Genomic DNA, 16,768 nt, shown 5'->3' on the forward strand with positions numbered 1-16,768 from the left:
GACCGTCGTGGCGACCACTGCGACGGTCCCTTTTTTGACTCCCATTGCATTTTCCGTTAATATAGCTTTGTGAGACTTCAAAGCTTCGTTGTTTTATCTTTAATCCTCTTTTTTGCGAAGATCGCTGGTGTCGAGTTCGCAGGCGCTGCTTCGTCTGTCGTCTCCATCAAAAGTATTTCTCAAGGGGCACCGGTCGTTTTAGAGTCAGGAACAAGTCTTTGGGGACTTCATCCTTCAGAGAAGACTCAGACAACGTTTCATTTTATCAGTGCCTTCTTTCTAGTTCCTTTGTTTGGTGAGGCGATATGGAAAACCTCATCGAATTCCATCTTTCGCGCCAGTTGTGATTTCAACTGGCCACGGTCTCGGGCTCCACCTGCATCATTCTCGATTTAAATAAAATTTCTTTTATACAGGTTTGCCAGTTTGCGGACTTGTCGCACTTTATTTGAGCGAATTCTTGCTCAAGAATGGATTTTTAAAATGGAAAAAAAGAATGAGGCCCGTGGAATTATTATTTTGGGCTGTTTGATTGTGGCATTGATCGTCTTTCGAGTTTTAATCTACCCACATTTTGAGTAAAACTAAAAAGCAGACCCAAGGGTCTGCTTTTCTTTAAGTCTTAATATTGTCTTCAAACCACTTCATATTTTTTGCGACATCATCAGGATCTAATTTTTTCTGAAGATCCGTCAAGATGTCTGCTAAAGTCGTTTTGCGCAAAATTGTGCGCCAAGCTTCGTCCGCTTGATACATCACCGCTGCAATTGAGCACACAGAAGAAAAGCTTTTTGATTTCTTTGAAGAGCACGGATTGTTGCGACGAATTTCCTGACAGTTGAAGGTTTTCTTTTTTCCTTCAACGGCTTCGACAATTTCGAGCAGGGAAATCTGCTCGGGGGACTTCGCTAAGCGATAGCCCCCTTTAGGTCCTAATGACGTGATCACAAGTCCTTCGTTGGAAAGAAGTTGAAGAGACTTCGATAAGTACTCTTTAGGAACTCCATGGAATTCAGCTAAAACTTTGGCGGGTACCTGAACTTCTTCAGGCATGCCTGCTAAAACTGTCATACAGTGGAGAGCCCACTCAACTTGATTTCCTAAATTCATAGACCTGCTTTATCTAAACCATAAACTTTATCTAAAGATCCTGGCACTGATTTGAAAGTTGCACCAAATCTATTCCAAGCATTGATAATAGCGATGGCCAATGTCAATTCCGTTATTTCTTTCTCAGAGAAAAACTCTCGAGTGCGTGCGTAAAGTTCATCAGAAATTGTGTTCTGGCTAAGCTTTGTAACAGCCTCTGTCCATTCTAGGGCTGCCTTTTCTTTTGCTGTGAAAAGAGGGGACTCGTGCCAAATTGCGATGTGATGCAATCTTAGGTCGCGCTCTCCGTGGATTTTGGCTTCCTTGATGTGCATATCAACGCAGAAACCGCAGTTATTAATTTGGGAAGAGCGAATTTTCACGAGCTCTTGAATGGTTTTATCTAAAGTAGCTGTTTCTAAAACTTTGCCTAGGTCGACAAGTTTTTCGAAAGCTTGTGGAATCTGTGGATAGTAGTTTAATCGGGCTTGCATATTTGTATCTCCTATTACGGATAATTATTATCCGTAATTATGTGATATGTAAAGTTCAAAAAAAAACCACTTGGAAGAGGAGTCGACAAGAGTTTCTAAGTGATTGAATATATGGGTATTTTTAACAGAATGAGTTCTATAGTGACGCGAATCAAGGACTCCAGCGCCTCATTTTTAGAGGGTGAAATCGTGTTAAAAGGCATGATTGAAGCGAATAGATTGTTTAAGTGATAGACACTTCTATCTTTTTTTCGAAATATCGCAATCTTGACAATTGAGAAACCGCTTTTTTGCTAGAAATCTCACTCGATCCTCTTTCAAAACCTAACTCGGAGATTTTATGAAAACAAGAATGATTGCATCTGTAATTGGCTTGATGACTTTGGTTGGTACGCAAAGCTTTGCATCTGGCAAAATAGCTTGCTGGAGTCTTTATTCAAAGAAGGGTTCTAAACCTATTTTATCGGCGACAATTGTAAGAGATGACGAATTAGCTGACATCGTGATCAATCAAGAAGGCCAACCTTCAACTTTTGATACCAACGGCCTTCAAACATCTGCCAAAGGTTCAGAGATCACAACGAATCGCAGCCCTTATAAAGGTGCACAAGAATTTACTTTGGCTAACGGTATTCGTTTGATTTTACCTACGAACCTAAGCTCGGAATCTTTAGCAAATACGACTTTCAAAGCGGGTAATACAAATGACTCTCGCCAAAATGGTGTTCTAGACGTAGCAGGTCCTCGTTACTCTTCGGTTCAAGGTGGCGACGGCTATACACGCATGCACTGTATTTCTCGCTAGTAAGCTGTTTGTTTTGGGGTATTTGTCTTTTAACGGAAATGGGCGGCGCTGGAAGTTTTTACTTCCGAGGTGCCGCTCTGTTTTTGTAGCTTAGGACCTCAAATATGCTTTTTAAAAAGGACAGTTTCTAGAAAGAGGTTCCCCATGAAAAAACTTTTTACGTTGGCCTTGGTTATTTTGAATACCAGTACATCATGGGGCTACACTCAAATCACCGCAAAGTCTTTGGATGAAATCGCACGGTCCAATTTTAAGTACATCGCATCGGAACAGATTCAGAAAACAAACAGCGTCTATTGGCAAGGGGAGTGGCCAACCAATCTTTACTCCACCTTGGTACCGATCCTAGTTGGTGTGGGCCGTCCTTTTGGTCATGACCAAGAGGCCAGTGCGTTTACAACAGCTTCTGTTGTGAATCAGTTGGCATCGATTTATTTGGATCATCCAGAGTTTACGCAAATTCCTTCATTGATTGAAAAGGCCACGCCTAGTTTTCAACGCTATCGTGAGGGCGATCTTTTTAATTTTTATCCCCCGCGCATATGGAAGGGCGTTCGTGTGCATCAGCCTGCGGCGATGACGTTGTTCAGGGTTTGGAAAGGTTTTACCAATATTCCTCAAGATGCCGACACATCCTCCGTGACCTTTGCAGCGATCTACTATAGTCACGCCATTAAAGATGAACCCTTTGATATTCCTGAAGGTACCAAGGAGTCCTTTGCGACTTTCCGTGATGTGGATCGCCGTGGCCACTACTATAATCGGTCAGAACATCAAACGAACACGGGTGCTTTTTTAACGTGGCAATTTGATGAAACAGATCCCGATATGCCACGGTTTTATTTCGCCGCTCCTCAAAAAGGTGTGCGCATTCCATTTGCTAAAAATGACGTCGACTGTGTTGTGAATTTAAATGTGCTAAGGCTTCTGGCGTTGACTCATAATGAGGATCTTCCAGGGCATGATGAAGCCTGCCACACTATCAATCGAATGATTGATAAGAACCAGCATGCAAGCTGCGGTATATACTATCCAAACACTTTCAATCTCGCATATTCAGCGTCTCTTGCGCACAAGGCCGGCGAAAGATGCATTGATAAAAATAGAAATAAAATCGTCGAGTTTATTTTAAAAGAACAATCTGCTGATGGCGGTTGGTACAACGATATGAATATCTGGAAAGACGATCGTATTCAATCCACAGCGTTCGCAATGAATGCTTTGGCAGAGTTCGGCGATTTTACAGATCGCCGTGTTGTAAACTCGATGAAGTATGGTGCAAGCTTCCTGCTTCGTAATATTAGTAAATCCAAAGACGGTTATTACTACTGGCCTGGTGAAGTCTTTTTCACTGCGACAGCCATCGCAAGATCCCTGGTTGTTTGGAAATCCAATTCTTATACTACAGCAGCGGCCACTTCCGCCTTGCTAAAGGCGCACAAATTAATGCCCCAATACGACGTAAATTATTACTTACACTTGAATTAATTCAGATCGTGTCTGTGCACATAGAAAAGACTGTCCTTAGATCCCCAGGATCTCGCAAAATATTTTTTTGCGCGCTACTATTTAAGCGTCAGGAGAAAGAAGGAGTTATGGTGAAAAAAGACCTCTCCCAAAAAAGTCGATCTCCGGGCGCTTGGATACTCGGAAACGAATTAGCAATTCCGACCGATTTCCAAGGTTAGAAGCGCAAATATGCCATGCCAACGGTGAACAACATCTGAGCTGGCTTCTTACAGGTGATTTTATTATCAACACTGTATATTGACCCTCTGACGATCTAGAAAGGCAGAGGGTTTTTTATTTCTTAACACTCATTTGCATTAGATTTTCATTTATTGATCTTTCGTCTGAAAATTTTGACTCAAAAGCCTAGGGAAACTATGAGATGGACCGTCATCTCACAAGGAGCCTATCCATGCGGTCTGCATTCTTTGCGTTGTTAGTTCTAATAGCAATTTCCTTTGCGGAAGTACGTTACTGTCATGCGATGAGTGCGACTCAAAAGGCTTCAACGCTAGATACGGCCGTAGATGATGACGATGATGATTCCCCGTTGAAATTGGTTGGTGAGCGACTGTTTCGTGAAACGCGTTTTTCTCAGTTCTTTTACTCTCACTCGAGAAAATCTTTGAACCAAGTTTTAAGCAAAGGTGACCCGGTTGTAGAAACACTTGATACTATTGCGGGAAAAATTCAAAATCCTTATCGTGGTCAGGCTATTTCCTGCGCTGGATGTCATTTCGTGGAACAGGCGACTGATATCCGGGGTGGAGGAAGTCGTGCTTACACGGATTTCTCGCGTCGTAGTGCAATTCCAAATCGTGGAGATGGTCTTTTTGAAACTCCACGCAATTCACCCATTATGGTGGGGTCAACGGCGAACCCTAATTATTTCCTTCATGATGATGGTGAGTTTGAGTCACCTGAAGATTTAGTCCGTTCCTCTTACTTCGGTCGTAATCTGGGTTGGTTGCCTGGAGAGGGCGGCAAAGCTGCGGCCCACATGGCAGCAGTGATTCGTCAAGACGATGGAAGCTTTCCGACAGAGACCGACTTAAAAGGTTATTCTTATAAGAAGCTTTTAGCAGGCGATCCGTCACTCCCGGCAAAGTTTCAAATTCCAGAAGAATATCGCTTCGACGTGGATCAATCGACGGATCAACAAGTTGTAGATGGTGTCATTCATTTGGTAGCTGGTTATTTAAATTCTTTGGATTTTAAAAAAGATAAGGACGGAAACTATAGGGGCTCACCATTTGATGTGTTTCTTCGTAAAAACAATTTGCCACAAAGACCCAATCAAGGCGAAGGGGCACGCGATTACACGGTTCGTTTGGCAAAAATGATCGTACAGATGAAAAGCGTTCAACCTGTGACAAGTGCAGATGGAAGTTTTACTTTGCATAATCAGGATTTTACGTTCTCTGAAGATGAAATTCGTGGCTTTTTGATTTTCGCAGGCCGTGGAGGATGTGCGGAATGCCACTCAGCTCCGGACTTCACGGATCACGTTTTTCATAATAACGGAGCTTCTCAGCTAGACTATGACGATGTTCATGACTCTGGCGCTTTTATGAGGCTTCCAGTTCCAACGTTGGCTCAACGTAATTCACAGGCCGCTTTGTATTTACCGGCGTCGGATGCAAATCCGACGGGACAGGGCGTATTCAGGCACGCACCAAGTACCGCGAATGCGATGTACGCCGATCTTGGGGTGTGGAATATCTTCGGAAATCCAGATATGCCGAGACCTCAAGCTCTGATGAGAAAAGCCATTTGCTATTCAATGCAGATTGACTGTGATCGAGCGGATGATGAAACAATCCTGGCGGGAAGTCTTGGCATGATCAAGACACCGACGCTGCGTGATCTGGGACAGACCGCTCCGTACATGCATACGGGACAAATTGATACCATCGCCGATGCTTTGATTTTCTATATGAAAACATCCGAAATGTCGCGCATGGGAGTTTTGCGTAATTCAGATCCTCGCATGAAGATGGTAAATATCACGGCCGATGACATGAGCTATCTTGAAAAATTCTTGAAATCTTTAAACGAAGATTACGACTAGGAGTTTGATATGAAATGGGGTTCGTTGTTAACTGGGATCGTGATGGCTATTGCAATGAGTGCGAAAGCTGAGGCACATAAACTCTTAGTTTATAATTTTACGGAAGTGAATTACAACTTTGATCTTTTCCAAACGCAAACAGGCGTAACAGTGGAAGTGGACCATAGTGATTCGAATTTGCTTTGGACAAAATTAAATGATCCGCAGAATGTGGCAAAGCCGGACCTTCTTTTATTTGATGACGTAACAGAATTTTCTGAATACGCGAAAAAAGGATGGTTTGGTCCGATCAATTCAAAAATTTTATCGGCTCGTATTCCCAATACCTTTCGAGATTTGAAATCAGGCTGGGTGGGTTTAAGCTTTCGCGCAAGAACGATGGTTTATAATCCTCAGCTTGTAAAGGCTTCGGAGCTTTCCACTTATGAAGATCTGGCAGATCCTCGTTGGAAGGGGCGTCTGTGTCTTCGTAAAGGTACGTACAAGTATAGCCAAGCTGTGGTGGCAGACTTGATGCTGGCAGACGGGATAGATGTGGCGACGCGAGTTGTGCGTGGCTGGGTCGCTAATAATGCTCAACCGATTTTTGCTGGTGATCAACCATTAGTTCAGGCCCTTGAAAGTGGGAAATGTGGCGTTGCTTTGGTGAACACGCAATACTTGGCGACTTATAAGACGGCAACACCGAACAGTCAGTTGCAATTGTTCTGGGCAAATCAGAACAATCGAGGAGTCCATGTGAATATCACGGGAGCTGCATTGTTCTATCAATCACCGAATCCAGGCCTTGCGACACGTTTACTGGAATATGTGGCAAGCAATCCGCAGGCCGCAGCGGCCTTTGCAGATTCTAAACTTGAGTATCCAACCAATCTTGAATTCCGTGGAACGAATGCCATCGTGAATAGTTTTGGTGGCTTTAAATATGATACTCAGTGGCTTTCAAAAATCGGAGCTATGGCGCCTGCGGCATTAAGCCTTAATATTCGTTCCGGCTATAGCCCTTAAATGTTTTTTAATGAAACTTTGTACTGTATTGATCCTTAAAGTGGCTTAAATCTCAGTATAGGCACGACGGAATTAAAAAAAATAAATGCCGTTTTAATCGAGCTCTTAGGTGCGTTTGTTATTCTTTACTTGTCCCGGACGTGAAGCAAACAAACGAATTAATCAAAGGAGTTCGAAAATGAAAAACGCAAAATTGACTCTCGTAGTATTGGCTAGTTTAGTAAGCTTTTCTTCTGCCTTTGCTGCAGACGGTGTTGTGAAAGAAGATCAACAACGTGTTCAGCAAGATAAGCAAGATGTTAAGAAAGACAATCAAAGTATCAAAGAAGCGAAAGAAAATGTCGCAAAAGATAAAACTGCTGGAAACTCAGAGCAGTTGAAAAAAGATAAAGCAGCTTTGAAAGAAGCGCGCCGAAATAAAAAACAAGATAAGGCACGTCTTAAAAAAGATCGTTCCGAAGAAAAACACGATAAACAAGGTTAATCATTAGAATAGAAACCCCGCTCAACAAAGCGGGGTTTTTAGTTTTACTCAAAATCGAACCGATCCTTGGGCCTGGACTTTATTGGTCGGCGCGTTCTCGAGTGACGAACAACAGTCTGTGCGTATAAGCTTATGAAAGTTATGACGTCACTAAGCAGATTTTTTCATTCTAGTTTAATTGCAATTTCATTTCTTCTTGGGGCTTGCACTTCGAAGCCTACCTCTACGGGCGGGGCTTCAGCGAAAACGGCGAGTGCTATAGAAACAACTTCAGAGAATGAACCGATGCCAGCGGCAGCTCCGAAAATGAATTATCGTTTTTTTATCAAAATGCAGTGTGCGGTGGACTCAAGTTCCTTCCTTGCAATTCCGGTCGCAAATAAGGCTGTAAGTTGGCGCTATGGTTCGCAAACAGGTCAGGCGAAAAGTGATGAAGCAGGGAATCTGGATATCGCGTTTTCTTCAGATACTGAAGAAACAGCTAAGTTTATCTTGGTGAAATATTTGGCTCGCACTTACAAAGTACAATTGGCAGATGGGCCAATGATTCTTCCTATTCCTCAACAGGAATGTCTAAAATAGTTTTCTTTTTTCGGTTTGTTTGCGACGCGAACGATCTGGGATCTCTTTGCACCGGGATTTTCTGAAGGGGACAGGATGTCCCCTTGATGAATTGTCTCCTCGTAATTTGTATTCTCTCAATTTGCTTTCGGAAAATCTTCGAATCTTCAATCGTCTCTCTTGAAGGTCTTTGCTGAAGTTGTGATGAGTTTGGCAAGGTTCTATTTGAACTCCTAACCATGAGTCGCTGTGACAACTCTTAGTTGATATAAACAAAGTCGGAGTCACTTTGGCTATGTTCTTGTTGGCGCTGCCTTTGCAATTGGTCGTTCCGTCAAAAGAATAGAATAGGAGAGTACATGCGTAACCACATTAAGGAACTTATTATTGTGACTGCGATCGCGGGCTTATTTGCAAGCCCGGCCATCGCTCAAGAGCGTCCCGGTCAAAATCCGGAAGTTGAACGTCCAGGTGGTGGGGGCGGAAGACCTGCACCTTACAACCCTGGTGGCGGCAGAGGTACCGGTGGCAACCCGGGGCATGGTGGAGGTAATCCATCACCGCGTCCTCACAATCCGGCGCCGACTCCACATCCGAAAAATCCAGCGCCAGCTCCTTCTCCAAGACCTACCAATCCAACTCCTCCGACTCATAATGGTGGTGGCCAACATCATGGCGGAAGTCCAGCTACTTCTCCAAGACCGAATAATCCTCCGCAAAATCATGCTGGAAACGGCGGCGGAATTCCAAGTCATGGGGGTGGCTGGCCAAGCAATCCTGGTGCTCATCATCGCAGTGATGACGACATTAGGCACAACCGTGACCAAGTCTCTCATGAAAGGCAAGGGGATGCAGGCGAGATGGCTCGTCGTCGCGCAGATATGCAGCGTGCACGGGATTCATGGCACAATTCTTATCACGTGAACATCAATCGTGATGTCAATGCGATTCACAATGCGGCTCGCTGGGCAGATCGTTTGACTCGTTGGGAGACAGGCTGTGTACGACCGCCATCTCGTTATTTCAACAACATCCGTTGGATATATCCAATGCCTCCGGAAACCTCATGGAGTTACGCACAACTTGATGTTGTATCAAGTGACCTAGAGAGTTTGTCTCGTGATATCTATACACAAATGGCCAAGGCCGCTTACATAAATCCAAACCGCGAATACTCTGCGCGTTTGATGAATGTGTTAGGTCAACTGGTTGATGCAGCTGAAAACTACGATGATGCTATCGATAATTCTTATGACTGGTCTGATTCATTGGATGATTTATTCTACTTAGACAACACTTTGACAATGGTAGAGCAAACTTTAAATGGGTACTCTCAAGCGTATCTTGTTCAAAACCAATTGGAAGCTCTTCGTTACTATGTGAATCAGTTGCTTTGGACTTACCACCAAAACTACTAAATCAAAAAAATTAAATCTTGAATTGCAAAGGCAGAGTCAAAAACTCTGCCTTTTTTATTTAAGCTCGGTCCATCGGAAGCAGTTGACTGTGTAATGAGTATGTAATGGCGATGTAATGAGAGGGCCTCCAGTTGCGAGAATCCTCGTGTCAGAACGAAAAATCTTGATCACATTCGTGCAAATCTGGATCTATGTCTTCTGTTGGGTGACTTTTGTGCTGCCGATTTATTAGGCATGAAAAAACTGTCACTAATAATTGCCGTTCAATTCGCCATTTTATCAACATACAATACCGCCGTTGCATCAGGCACATCTACATCTGCAACTTACACTCAACAAATCAAGGATCTTGCTGGAAGCTCTTCTTGCTATAAGTATTCTTGGAAAAACAGAGGTCGTGCTCCTGCAGGTTACATCAAAGGTGTCGCCCTTAGCTTTGCGCGCAGTCTTTGCCGTATTCGTCACACCGGAACTCCTGCCGTAGCAACAATTCTTTCGGCCGCAAGTTCTGGCAATACAAGTAAAGATGCTTTGGCTTATTATAAAAGTATCTTCTCTTCTGCCGGAATTACGGTAACGACGTCAGGCGATGAAGCGGTTCATGCGATTTATACTTTGGGGATGGGATTAGGGATGCGTGAAAGCTCTGGATCCTATTGTGAAGGTTGGGACAGATCTGCCGGATCGAACCGTTCTTCAGCGGAAGCAGAGGCCGGTGCTTTCCAAACGAGCTACGACTCGATGGCACTTTCAACAGAACTCAAAAAACTTTATCAAGAATATCAAGCCTCACCAGCTCGTTGCGGTCTTTCCGTCTTTAAAGAGGGTGTGACTTGTGGAAATCAAAGTATTCTTGGTACGGGGGCAGGTGCGACATTTCAGTCGTTCAATAAATCTTGTCCTGCATTTGCGACGGAATATGCAATGACACTTTTGCGTTTGCAACGTTCACACTTTGGTCCCATCATCCGCAAAGAGGCGGAAGTGGTTCCAGCTTGTGGTACTCTTTTGACTTCCGTTGAAAAGATCGTCGATGCAAACCCCGAAACTGTTTGCTCTGAAATTTACTAGTTAGTGAACTGCAGCTTTTGAAAACAGATTAATTACTGCAACGCCAGCAATGATTAGCACCATGCCGATGATTGCTGGCAAGTCTAATGTTTGTTTGTACCAAAAATAAGACATCACTGAAACTAAGACAATGCCGATGCCCGACCAGATGGCATAGACAATTCCCACTGGCATTGATTTCATGACAATACTCATGCATAAAAACGCAACGCCATAACCGACAATGACGAGGATGCTGGGGACAAGTTTGGTAAATCCTGCGGAAGCTTTTAAAGACGTTGTCGCGATTGTTTCAGAAATAATAGAAAGGGCCAAAAATAAATAAACCATATCTCACCTCAATTCATTCTGAATTTGAAGTCAAAGATAAAAGTGTCCGCAAGAAGATGATTCGTGATCTCTGGAGCTGCAATTAGACAGATTCCTCGGTAGATGATTGCGATCTACTTTAAGATCGTCTCAGATGAAGCATTTCGTTGGAGGATCTATGAAAACTATTATTTCTTGTTTATTGCTTTGTGTTTCTGTGAACGCCTGGTCTATGGATGAACAGGTCATTCATCAAAAGTCATTAGTCATGGCGAAATCATTATACCATCTGAATATTTCTGAAGATAAGAATGCGGTTTTTAAAGTGACTCGTATGAGTTGTGCGGGAGAGGACGGAACGCAAATCTGCGATGTGACGGTTGGTGTGAGGGAAAAAGATGCGACTGCTGGGGTTGAGTCCTATAAAATGACTTTCATGAACGACCAGCTACAAAAGGTCGAGCAAAGTTGCAAATACTGTTGGTAAATGAAAGGTCCTTTACAGGCTGGTGAAATGCTGTTTCAATCAGCCTATAGGAGACATCATGGGAAAATATCTAGATATCTGCATCATGCCGATTCCAAAATCAAAGGTTCCAGCTTATACAAAAACAACCCGTATCGTTGGAAAACTTCTTTTAAAGCACGGAGCTCTTGCTAGCCGTGATTATGTAAGTGAGGACGAAAATGCAACAAAACTTTCTTTCCCCAAAAAGATCAAACTAAAAAAAGGCGAAGTTTTGATTTTTGCTGAAGCTCTTTTCAAGTCAAAAGCTCATCGTGACAAAGTCTTTAAAGCGATGGCAAAAGATCCGGGCATGCAAAAATTAGGTATGGGCGAAGAGTGGATGGATCAAAAACGTTGCGTGATGGGCGGTTTTTCTATGATCGCTTCTGTTGAATAGATCTAAAAAATATTTTTTTCTTTTAGAGAGGCTCGCCTAGTGCGGGCCTCTTCTTATTTGTGATGAGGAATCTGTGCAGGCAGCTGACTTGCTGATGTAATCACTAAGAGTTGCAAGATATTCAAAGCAATAAATGGAATGATAAATTCGTGACCCCGGCCCTGCGATGGGCCGGGTGAAGCCGACATGGTCATCACAAGCGCCGTCACTGTCGTCGCGACAGGGCCCCCCAGTCTTTGCACGATATTTAATGCCGTATTAGCTAAGCCTAATTTCTCCTTTGGAACTGCTGCATAAGCTGCAGAAATTGAAGGTATGCCAGTGGCACCTTGACCAGCTCCGCGAATAAAAAGACAGATCACTGTCAGGCTCGCTGAAAATTCATGAAGACTCATCCATAAAAATGGAAGTGTTCCCAGAAAAGCTAAGACCACACCTGTTGTCGCTACCAGGCGATAGCCATATTTTTCCGTCAAACTCCCCATCATAGGATAGGCGCACATCATACCAAGCCCCATAGGCATCATTAGCCAGCCGGTACGAGCCGCATCTAAACCGACACCTGTCGTTAGATAAAGCGGGATTAAGAATTGGCCGGCGTAGACGATACCATTTGAAAGAAACTGTGTTTGCGAGGCTGTCGCAAAGATTTTATTTTTAAACAGCTCTAAATCAATGAGGGCGGCCACATTTTTCCTGCGTGCATGCCAGAAGAAGACGGTGAGCAATAAAACACCTGCTATTAGGTACCAAGGTGGTTCATGGTGAACGATTTGCTCAAGCCCATAAAGTGCCAGGGCAAGCCCCGGTGAGATCGTCAGCAATCCTAAAAGATCAAAAGGCCTTCTATGTGTCACATTGTCGTCATGAGGTAAAAGAACGAAGGCCAAGGTGACGGCAATGACACCTACGGGCAAGTTGATATAGAAAAGCCATGGCCAGTGCGCATATTTTAAAATAGCTCCGGCCAGTACAGGACCTAAAATAGGTCCGAGTAAAACAGGGACGGCGGCATAACCAATCACGCGAGCCATGTGTCGTCCTGCCACGCGAGCGATCATCAGCTGAGTCATGGGAGCAAGAAGTCCACCAGCAACGCCTTGTAGAATTCGTGCATAGATCAATTGATCCATCGTTGAAGCCAGACCACAGAAAAGAGAAGCCATTGTGAAGAGGCTGAAGCAGCCTAAATAAAGACGTTTTGCTCCAATGCGATCCACCAACCAGCCGTTCAGTGGCAACATCAGCGCCATCGTTAAAAGATACGCGCTGATAATCCATTGGGCAGCGGAGATCGTCGAGTTGAGATCATCGCGTATTGTTGACAGAGATACATTCACAACAGTTGAATCCAGCTGGGTCATGAAAGGCCCTAATAGCACAACTGCTACGACCTTCCAGATCTTAGGATCTAACCGAGTATTATCTTGAATTTGCTCCAAAATTATCCTTGTTCCGCAATAAAAACGTCGGCGGTTGTTACCGTAGCTTGTCTTAAGAAAATCTTTTCGGTGAGAACACGATGAACCTCCGCGTCTCCGTCAGCGCAGGCATCTTTAATGACGATGCTTTTGTAGTCGAGATCGAAAGCCTGGCGCAAAGTTGAAAGTACGATGCCACTGGTGGCGACACCAAAAAGGATCAGGGTTTTGATTCCTTTCGCGCGCAATATCATGGACAGTTGGTTCTCTGAAAATGCACTGATACGTTGTTTGTGCATGATCAAATCATGGGGTTGAATCAAGCGAGCATCAAATTCTGCTGAAGGGGAGCCTTTGACAAAAAGATTGTTCTGCTTCAGTTGCGCGAAGCCTGCGTGCTCAGGGATTTCGGGGTGGCCTTCGTTAAATCCAAGTCCAACGTGAATTAGACAGAAATTATTCTTTCTGGCAAAAGCGACAACTTTTGCTGCGGTATCAACAACAGATTCAGAACCAGGGACCATGCTTAAAATTCCTTTTTGAAAATCCAGCGTCAGGACTGCCGTGGTTTTAGGATCAAGTTTCATAATGTCTCCAATTATATATTTTCTATACTTAGTTACTTATATATACTTGAACGTAACACAGAACCAAGAACACACAAGATGGCACTTTCTAGTTACTCAGTTACTTGGAGGTAACAAATGGGCAAGGATCATGCAGAAAAATTTAAAAAAAAGATTGCTATATGGAACGACAATGACAATCCATTCCGACAATTCTTAAGTCGCATCGCTGACAAGTGGTCTTTGCTTGTGATCGTGGTTTTGGCAAATAAGCCAAAAAATCGTTGTCGCTTTTCTGAACTGAAAAAAGAAATTCCTGGGATTTCTCAAAGAATGCTGACAACCACGTTAAGAAATCTTGAGCAAGACGGATTGGTCACGCGGCATGTATTCCCTGAAATCCCACCACGTGTGGAATATGAATTGACCGATCTGGGACTTTCGATTCGTGCTCCTATTAAGGTGCTTTTCAATTGGCTTCGTGAAAATTGGCCCGCGGCTAAGAAGGTGCGCGAGAAATATGCTTCGATCAAAGACAATTAAATCTGAGGCGAGCCCCACCACTGGATATCCAAAATTGAAACATTTGTTCGATAAAGAGACTCTGTATCTCTTCGAGATTGAGCGGACTCCAAGCTTCATTTGTATGCATGAGATGTCCATAGCATACAAGAGTTCGAAGGACATTGATTGCCTTTTGACGTGACAAGCTTTTGTTTAAGCTTAGAATATACAAACAGCACAATGGGAAGTATGAACGAAATTATCTACATTAAGATTTTCAAGGGACCCTCTGAAAGTAGCTGGAAGGCCGTACGTGCCCAGAAAATTTCAGAAAGTCGCTATCTTATTTTAGGCGAACCCTTTAACGGGGATTCGAGCGACTCCTGGGAGTTCGGCCCGGGGTCTGTCGTTATTGCTGTTCCTCAGACTGTTGAAAGCAAACCTGTTTTGCGTGCTATCCGTAAAGTGAAAGATGTCGAAAGCGCATAATATTTGGCATCTGGACTTCTGCTAAATCTTAAATATTCAACCGCTAAAGTGCCCCTTTACATGGGAAATTTACTTTGTCTCATTAGATATAGAGCAGACTCATAAGTGTCAGAATGAACATTGCCGATGGAGAAAAACTGTCACAGTCTTTCTTTAATAAAGGGAGACATCTATGAAAATATCATGGCTGGTTTCAACATCGATAATTCTGATAGGGATTGCTTCGGCCTCGCAAGCGGCAAATGGTCCCCTGACTTGTGCTATTCGTACAATCAATGGTCACTTTGTGACAGCAGTCGGTGGTGGGGGACGCACAACCGATGTGATCCACACGGATGCAACCCAAGTTGGAGCTTGGGAAAAATTCGTTTTTGAAGATTCCGGAGACGGTACTCCTTTGATACACTATGGACTGAAGACTTCAAATGGGCATTATCTAACGGCAGTCGGTGGCGGTGGTCGCACAACAGATGTCATCCATTCGGATGCAACACAGTTACAAGCTTGGGAGAAATTTACTTTGATCCCATTAGGTTTGGGGCAATATGCGATTCAAACTTCGAGCGGAAATTACGTGACGGCTGTCGATGGCGGAGGACGTACCACTGATACGATTCATACCGACGCTACCCAAATTCAAGCGTGGGAAAAGTTCTCGCTTTTCTGTGGCTTCTAATGCAATAAAGGAAGACCCAGCGTTTAAGTCGGGCCTTCCTATTGTCAACCACCGATAAATGCAGCAGTATGCTCGTATGGTTGAAATTATTTTGGCTGTTTGGTTCACATGTTTTGTTCTTTCAATGACGGTTGTATCAATCAACTTCTATGTCACTCGTAAACAACTGCGTTCGAAGACTCTTCAAACATTGAATAATAACCTTCAAAAAATAGAAATGTATTGGTCGAGTGCTGCAAGTGATTTTGCTGTCTTATCCCCGGGGGTGATCGAGCAAGATGCGAAGAAGACTTTACGAAACACTTTGCTCGTGGGGTTCTTAGGGCTTGCAAGCGTTCCCGGATTTATTTTACTAACCGCAGTTGTTTTGTCTATTCATTATTTAGCTCGGCCTCGTCGTGAGATCGCGGCTTTTCAGAGCGCCTTAGCTAAAAATCCATCGCTTTCCGAGTCGGATGTGAAAACATTGGTGCATGAAATTTCTGAAATTCGGTAGTAAAGAGTTTTATGCGATTGGAACTTGATTCCCAGCTTCGAAGAACTTGATCTAATGCTATAATAGACATAACGTCATGATATGAAATACTTGATCATCACGTTAACAAGCTCTTTTCTTTTTTCATCTTTTTCTTATGCAAAGACTGCCAATGTTGATGAAAGTATTTTCGGTGATCGCGTTGGCTGCTTTATTGAAATCAATAATCAAACGGGAAAAACAGTCGGTTTGTACAATCCCCAGCGTTGTAAAGAACGACTCTCTCCCAATTCGACCTTTAAGTTGCCTTTGTCCTTTATAGCTTTTGAAGAAAAAATATTTGCAACACCTTCGACAAAGATTCCTTGGGATGGTGTAAAACGCCGTCGTGTTGAGTGGAATGAGGATCAAACTCCGCAGTCCTGGATCACTGAGTCCACGATTTGGGTTTCTCAAGTGGTCACTTCTAAATTGGGTGAAGCTACGATTAAGAAATATTTGAAGAAGCTTAATTATGGAAATCAAGATATCAGCGGCGGGTTGACTCGGTTCTGGCTTGATTCCAGCCTGAAGATTTCTGCCGATGAACAGGTGCAGGTTTTGAGGTCTCTTTGGACTGAGAAGGTCTTTTCCGATGAAACTTTTAAAAAGGAAAAAGAAATTCTTTTTTATAAAGAGCTTCCTTCGGGATTTAAAGTGTATGGAAAAACGGGTACCGGTTGTTTAGATGGCAATGCTTGTAAGAAACAACAGGGATGGTTTGTTGGTGTTCTTGAAAAAGGAAGTGAATCCTACTCATTTGCCCTGAATTTCAGCGACTCAAAAAAACGCACAGAAGGGTATGCCGGCCTTGAAGCAAAGGGGATGGCTTTGAAAATTCTCGAGGCACAGCAGTAGGGCAATCATTCTAAGT

At 43.5% G+C, this 16,768-nt stretch carries 21 protein-coding genes; 16 read left to right on the forward strand and 5 right to left on the reverse strand.

The annotated features are described in order from the left end of the window. Positions 1 to 69 precede the first annotated feature (69 nt). Positions 70 to 396 (forward strand): hypothetical protein, encoded by a 327-nt coding sequence (locus tag VF412_RS05890; protein ID WP_331338289.1) that lies wholly within the window; start codon positions 70 to 72, stop codon positions 394 to 396. A 219-nt stretch (positions 397 to 615) separates the two neighbouring features. Here VF412_RS05890 and VF412_RS05895 read toward each other — a convergent pair whose 3' ends face one another. Continuing rightward, positions 616 to 1,110 carry an Rrf2 family transcriptional regulator gene (locus VF412_RS05895; RefSeq protein ID WP_331338290.1) on the reverse strand — a complete coding sequence of 165 codons (495 nt, stop codon included), beginning with the start codon at positions 1,108 to 1,110 and terminating at the stop codon, positions 616 to 618. Then, positions 1,107 to 1,583, reverse strand: a complete 477-nt coding sequence (locus VF412_RS05900) for a carboxymuconolactone decarboxylase family protein (protein WP_331338291.1) — start codon at positions 1,581 to 1,583, stop codon at positions 1,107 to 1,109. Before VF412_RS05900 ends, VF412_RS05895 begins: the two co-directional genes overlap by 4 nt. 340 nt (positions 1,584 to 1,923) lie before the next feature. Between VF412_RS05900 and VF412_RS05905 the strand changes: the two genes are divergently transcribed. The 8 genes from VF412_RS05905 (at position 1,924) to VF412_RS05940 (ending at position 10,510) form a co-directional block, all read left to right on the forward strand. After that, positions 1,924 to 2,388: a hypothetical protein gene (locus tag VF412_RS05905; protein WP_331338292.1), complete on the forward strand. Its 465-nt coding sequence runs from the start codon at positions 1,924 to 1,926 to the stop codon at positions 2,386 to 2,388. 144 nt (positions 2,389 to 2,532) lie between these two features. After that, on the forward strand, positions 2,533 to 3,876 hold the full coding sequence (locus VF412_RS05910; protein WP_331338293.1) for a prenyltransferase/squalene oxidase repeat-containing protein: 1,344 nt from the start codon (positions 2,533 to 2,535) through the stop codon (positions 3,874 to 3,876). Positions 3,877 to 4,309: 433 nt separating this feature from the next. After that, positions 4,310 to 5,968, forward strand: coding sequence for a hypothetical protein (locus VF412_RS05915; RefSeq protein WP_331338294.1), 1,659 nt, complete (start codon positions 4,310 to 4,312; stop codon positions 5,966 to 5,968). A gap of 9 nt (positions 5,969 to 5,977) precedes the next feature. Beyond that, positions 5,978 to 6,976 (forward strand): extracellular solute-binding protein, encoded by a 999-nt coding sequence (locus VF412_RS05920; RefSeq protein WP_331338295.1) that lies wholly within the window; start codon positions 5,978 to 5,980, stop codon positions 6,974 to 6,976. Positions 6,977 to 7,154: 178 nt separating this feature from the next. Next, entirely contained in the window at positions 7,155 to 7,460 is a 306-nt protein-coding gene (locus VF412_RS05925) for a hypothetical protein (protein WP_331338296.1), read from the forward strand. A gap of 306 nt (positions 7,461 to 7,766) precedes the next feature. Further along, complete coding sequence (locus VF412_RS05930; RefSeq protein WP_331338297.1) at positions 7,767 to 8,042, forward strand: hypothetical protein; 276 nt, start codon at positions 7,767 to 7,769, stop codon at positions 8,040 to 8,042. Between the two features lie 338 nt (positions 8,043 to 8,380). Continuing rightward, entirely contained in the window at positions 8,381 to 9,439 is a 1,059-nt protein-coding gene (locus VF412_RS05935) for a hypothetical protein (RefSeq protein WP_331338298.1), read from the forward strand. A gap of 234 nt (positions 9,440 to 9,673) precedes the next feature. Beyond that, positions 9,674 to 10,510, forward strand: a complete 837-nt coding sequence (locus VF412_RS05940; RefSeq protein ID WP_331338299.1) for a hypothetical protein — start codon at positions 9,674 to 9,676, stop codon at positions 10,508 to 10,510. Here the strand turns inward: VF412_RS05940 and VF412_RS05945 are convergent, their stop codons facing one another. Then, a complete protein-coding gene (locus tag VF412_RS05945; RefSeq protein ID WP_331338300.1) occupies positions 10,511 to 10,840 on the reverse strand; it encodes a multidrug efflux SMR transporter in 330 nt (109 codons plus the stop codon). Positions 10,841 to 10,997: 157 nt separating this feature from the next. Between VF412_RS05945 and VF412_RS05950 the strand changes: the two genes are divergently transcribed. Continuing rightward, the gene (locus VF412_RS05950; protein ID WP_331338301.1) at positions 10,998 to 11,306 is read left to right on the forward strand and encodes a hypothetical protein; all 309 of its coding nucleotides are present in this window, start codon (positions 10,998 to 11,000) and stop codon (positions 11,304 to 11,306) included. A 58-nt stretch (positions 11,307 to 11,364) separates the two neighbouring features. After that, the gene (locus tag VF412_RS05955) at positions 11,365 to 11,724 is read left to right on the forward strand and encodes a DUF1428 family protein (protein WP_331338302.1); all 360 of its coding nucleotides are present in this window, start codon (positions 11,365 to 11,367) and stop codon (positions 11,722 to 11,724) included. A gap of 53 nt (positions 11,725 to 11,777) precedes the next feature. On the opposite strand, the gene VF412_RS05960 is transcribed toward VF412_RS05955, so the two are convergent. Next, a complete protein-coding gene (locus VF412_RS05960; RefSeq protein WP_331338303.1) occupies positions 11,778 to 13,166 on the reverse strand; it encodes a DHA2 family efflux MFS transporter permease subunit in 1,389 nt (462 codons plus the stop codon). Between the two features lie 2 nt (positions 13,167 to 13,168). Then, on the reverse strand, positions 13,169 to 13,732 hold the full coding sequence (locus VF412_RS05965; RefSeq protein WP_331338304.1) for a cysteine hydrolase: 564 nt from the start codon (positions 13,730 to 13,732) through the stop codon (positions 13,169 to 13,171). Between the two features lie 117 nt (positions 13,733 to 13,849). Here VF412_RS05965 and VF412_RS05970 point away from each other — a divergent pair, with 117 nt between their 5' ends. The 5 genes from VF412_RS05970 (at position 13,850) to VF412_RS05990 (ending at position 16,752) form a co-directional block, all read left to right on the forward strand. Next, positions 13,850 to 14,254: a helix-turn-helix domain-containing protein gene (locus VF412_RS05970; RefSeq protein ID WP_331338305.1), complete on the forward strand. Its 405-nt coding sequence runs from the start codon at positions 13,850 to 13,852 to the stop codon at positions 14,252 to 14,254. 210 nt (positions 14,255 to 14,464) lie between these two features. Next, entirely contained in the window at positions 14,465 to 14,704 is a 240-nt protein-coding gene (locus tag VF412_RS05975) for a hypothetical protein (RefSeq protein WP_331338306.1), read from the forward strand. Between the two features lie 172 nt (positions 14,705 to 14,876). Continuing rightward, positions 14,877 to 15,380, forward strand: coding sequence for a hypothetical protein (locus tag VF412_RS05980; RefSeq protein ID WP_331338307.1), 504 nt, complete (start codon positions 14,877 to 14,879; stop codon positions 15,378 to 15,380). A 76-nt stretch (positions 15,381 to 15,456) separates the two neighbouring features. Beyond that, entirely contained in the window at positions 15,457 to 15,876 is a 420-nt protein-coding gene (locus VF412_RS05985) for a hypothetical protein (protein ID WP_331338308.1), read from the forward strand. An 81-nt stretch (positions 15,877 to 15,957) separates the two neighbouring features. Further along, complete coding sequence (locus VF412_RS05990; RefSeq protein ID WP_331338309.1) at positions 15,958 to 16,752, forward strand: penicillin-binding transpeptidase domain-containing protein; 795 nt, start codon at positions 15,958 to 15,960, stop codon at positions 16,750 to 16,752. Positions 16,753 to 16,768 lie beyond the last annotated feature (16 nt).

The sequence above is a fragment of the Bdellovibrio sp. genome (assembly GCF_036384735.1).
Taxonomy (GTDB): Bacteria; Bdellovibrionota; Bdellovibrionia; order Bdellovibrionales; family Bdellovibrionaceae; genus Bdellovibrio.

Coding starts and splice junctions, on each gene's coding strand:
- VF412_RS05955 (WP_331338302.1), top strand. CDS start 11,365: ATGGGAAAATATCTAGATATCTGCATCATGCCGATTCCAAAATCAAAG.
- VF412_RS05930 (WP_331338297.1), top strand. CDS start 7,767: ATGAATTATCGTTTTTTTATCAAAATGCAGTGTGCGGTGGACTCAAGT.
- VF412_RS05910 (WP_331338293.1), top strand. CDS start 2,533: ATGAAAAAACTTTTTACGTTGGCCTTGGTTATTTTGAATACCAGTACA.
- VF412_RS05975 (WP_331338306.1), top strand. CDS start 14,465: ATGAACGAAATTATCTACATTAAGATTTTCAAGGGACCCTCTGAAAGT.
- VF412_RS05905 (WP_331338292.1), top strand. CDS start 1,924: ATGAAAACAAGAATGATTGCATCTGTAATTGGCTTGATGACTTTGGTT.
- VF412_RS05895 (WP_331338290.1), bottom strand. CDS start 1,110: ATGAATTTAGGAAATCAAGTTGAGTGGGCTCTCCACTGTATGACAGTT.
- VF412_RS05945 (WP_331338300.1), bottom strand. CDS start 10,840: ATGGTTTATTTATTTTTGGCCCTTTCTATTATTTCTGAAACAATCGCG.
- VF412_RS05900 (WP_331338291.1), bottom strand. CDS start 1,583: ATGCAAGCCCGATTAAACTACTATCCACAGATTCCACAAGCTTTCGAA.
- VF412_RS05990 (WP_331338309.1), top strand. CDS start 15,958: ATGAAATACTTGATCATCACGTTAACAAGCTCTTTTCTTTTTTCATCT.
- VF412_RS05950 (WP_331338301.1), top strand. CDS start 10,998: ATGAAAACTATTATTTCTTGTTTATTGCTTTGTGTTTCTGTGAACGCC.
- VF412_RS05920 (WP_331338295.1), top strand. CDS start 5,978: ATGAAATGGGGTTCGTTGTTAACTGGGATCGTGATGGCTATTGCAATG.
- VF412_RS05970 (WP_331338305.1), top strand. CDS start 13,850: ATGGGCAAGGATCATGCAGAAAAATTTAAAAAAAAGATTGCTATATGG.
- VF412_RS05935 (WP_331338298.1), top strand. CDS start 8,381: ATGCGTAACCACATTAAGGAACTTATTATTGTGACTGCGATCGCGGGC.
- VF412_RS05980 (WP_331338307.1), top strand. CDS start 14,877: ATGAAAATATCATGGCTGGTTTCAACATCGATAATTCTGATAGGGATT.
- VF412_RS05915 (WP_331338294.1), top strand. CDS start 4,310: ATGCGGTCTGCATTCTTTGCGTTGTTAGTTCTAATAGCAATTTCCTTT.
- VF412_RS05940 (WP_331338299.1), top strand. CDS start 9,674: ATGAAAAAACTGTCACTAATAATTGCCGTTCAATTCGCCATTTTATCA.
- VF412_RS05985 (WP_331338308.1), top strand. CDS start 15,457: ATGGTTGAAATTATTTTGGCTGTTTGGTTCACATGTTTTGTTCTTTCA.
- VF412_RS05965 (WP_331338304.1), bottom strand. CDS start 13,732: ATGAAACTTGATCCTAAAACCACGGCAGTCCTGACGCTGGATTTTCAA.
- VF412_RS05925 (WP_331338296.1), top strand. CDS start 7,155: ATGAAAAACGCAAAATTGACTCTCGTAGTATTGGCTAGTTTAGTAAGC.